Raw genomic sequence first — 1,207 nt, forward strand, 5'->3', positions numbered from 1 at the left:
CCAATTTGACGGACGGTGTCAATTATGATCTTATGCTCTCTTTTTCTTATAGAGAGCATCAGAGTATGTACCTTGAAGCCTTCACGTCTCATTTCAACTCGATTGCTGACAGCCGACAATCTGCCAAAGTAACTTACCCATTGCATGATGTATTGTTCGTCACTCTGTGTGGTGTGATTGCTGGGGCCGAAGGCTGGTCAGAAATCCATGACTATGCTGCCGGACATCATAACTGGTTTAAAGAAAAGGGAATTCTGACCGAAGGTGTCCCTGTCGATGACACCATTGCACGTATTATCTCTCGTATCGAGCCGGAACAGTTCCGACTGTGCTTCGCCAATTGGATGCGAGCCATTCATGAGATGAGTGATGGTCATCTTATTGCTATCGATGGTAAAACGCTTCGTGCCTCATACAATCGTGAAGAGCGGCGCTCAACCATTCATATGGTCAATGCGTTTGCCTGTGCCAATAAAGTGGTGCTGGGGCAAGTAAAAACTGCAAATAAATCCAATGAGATAACCGCAATCCCAGCACTGCTCCAGTTGTTAGATATAGAAGGAGCACTGGTATCAATCGACGCTATGGGTTGCCAGACAGAGATTGCAACGCAGATAGTCGAGCAAGGAGGTGACTACTTACTTGCAGTGAAGGCGAATCAAAGTTCATTACATGAGGCCGTGGTTAGTGCTTTCAGTGAAGCGCGCAACAATCCTCTTGATGGACTCGTTATTGAAAAGAATAGAGGCCGTATCGAGGCAAGAGCCTACTATGTAATGCCTGCAAGCCAGCTCCAAGCTAAATTCTCTAAGTGGATGAAATTGAACACATTAGGTATGTGTTTGAGTTATCGGCATACGAAAGGGAAAGAGGCGGAGCTGAGCTACCGTTACTATATCAGTTCAGCCACACTCGATGAGCAACAGTTAGCCGATTCAGTTCGTGGTCATTGGGGTATTGAGAACTGCTTACACTGGGTGCTAGATGTCTCAATGAAAGAAGATAGTTGCCAGATTTATCAACATCATGGGGCTGAAAATTGGGCCATGCTTAGGCAAATATCACTGAATATGCTTAGGGCTGAACCTTCTAAAGGAAGCATTCCAGCGAAACAGAAAAGAGCTTGGATGAAACCTGAATATTTAGAATCGGTTCTATTAGCAGGGTTGCAGTTGGACGAATTTTAAACACTCATGCGGTTGCCCTG

General features: G+C 45.2%; 1 protein-coding gene. It reads left to right on the forward strand.

The window, feature by feature from the left end:
• Positions 1 to 65 precede the first annotated feature (65 nt).
• A complete protein-coding gene (locus MO387_RS20750; protein ID WP_107946318.1) occupies positions 66 to 1,187 on the forward strand; it encodes an ISAs1 family transposase in 1,122 nt (373 codons plus the stop codon).
• The last annotated feature ends 20 nt before the right edge of the window (positions 1,188 to 1,207 follow it).

This window comes from Shewanella sp. N2AIL (assembly GCF_022690845.1).
GTDB lineage: Bacteria > Pseudomonadota > Gammaproteobacteria > Enterobacterales > Shewanellaceae > Shewanella > Shewanella baltica.

Coding starts and splice junctions, on each gene's coding strand:
- MO387_RS20750 (WP_107946318.1), top strand. CDS start 66: ATGTACCTTGAAGCCTTCACGTCTCATTTCAACTCGATTGCTGACAGC.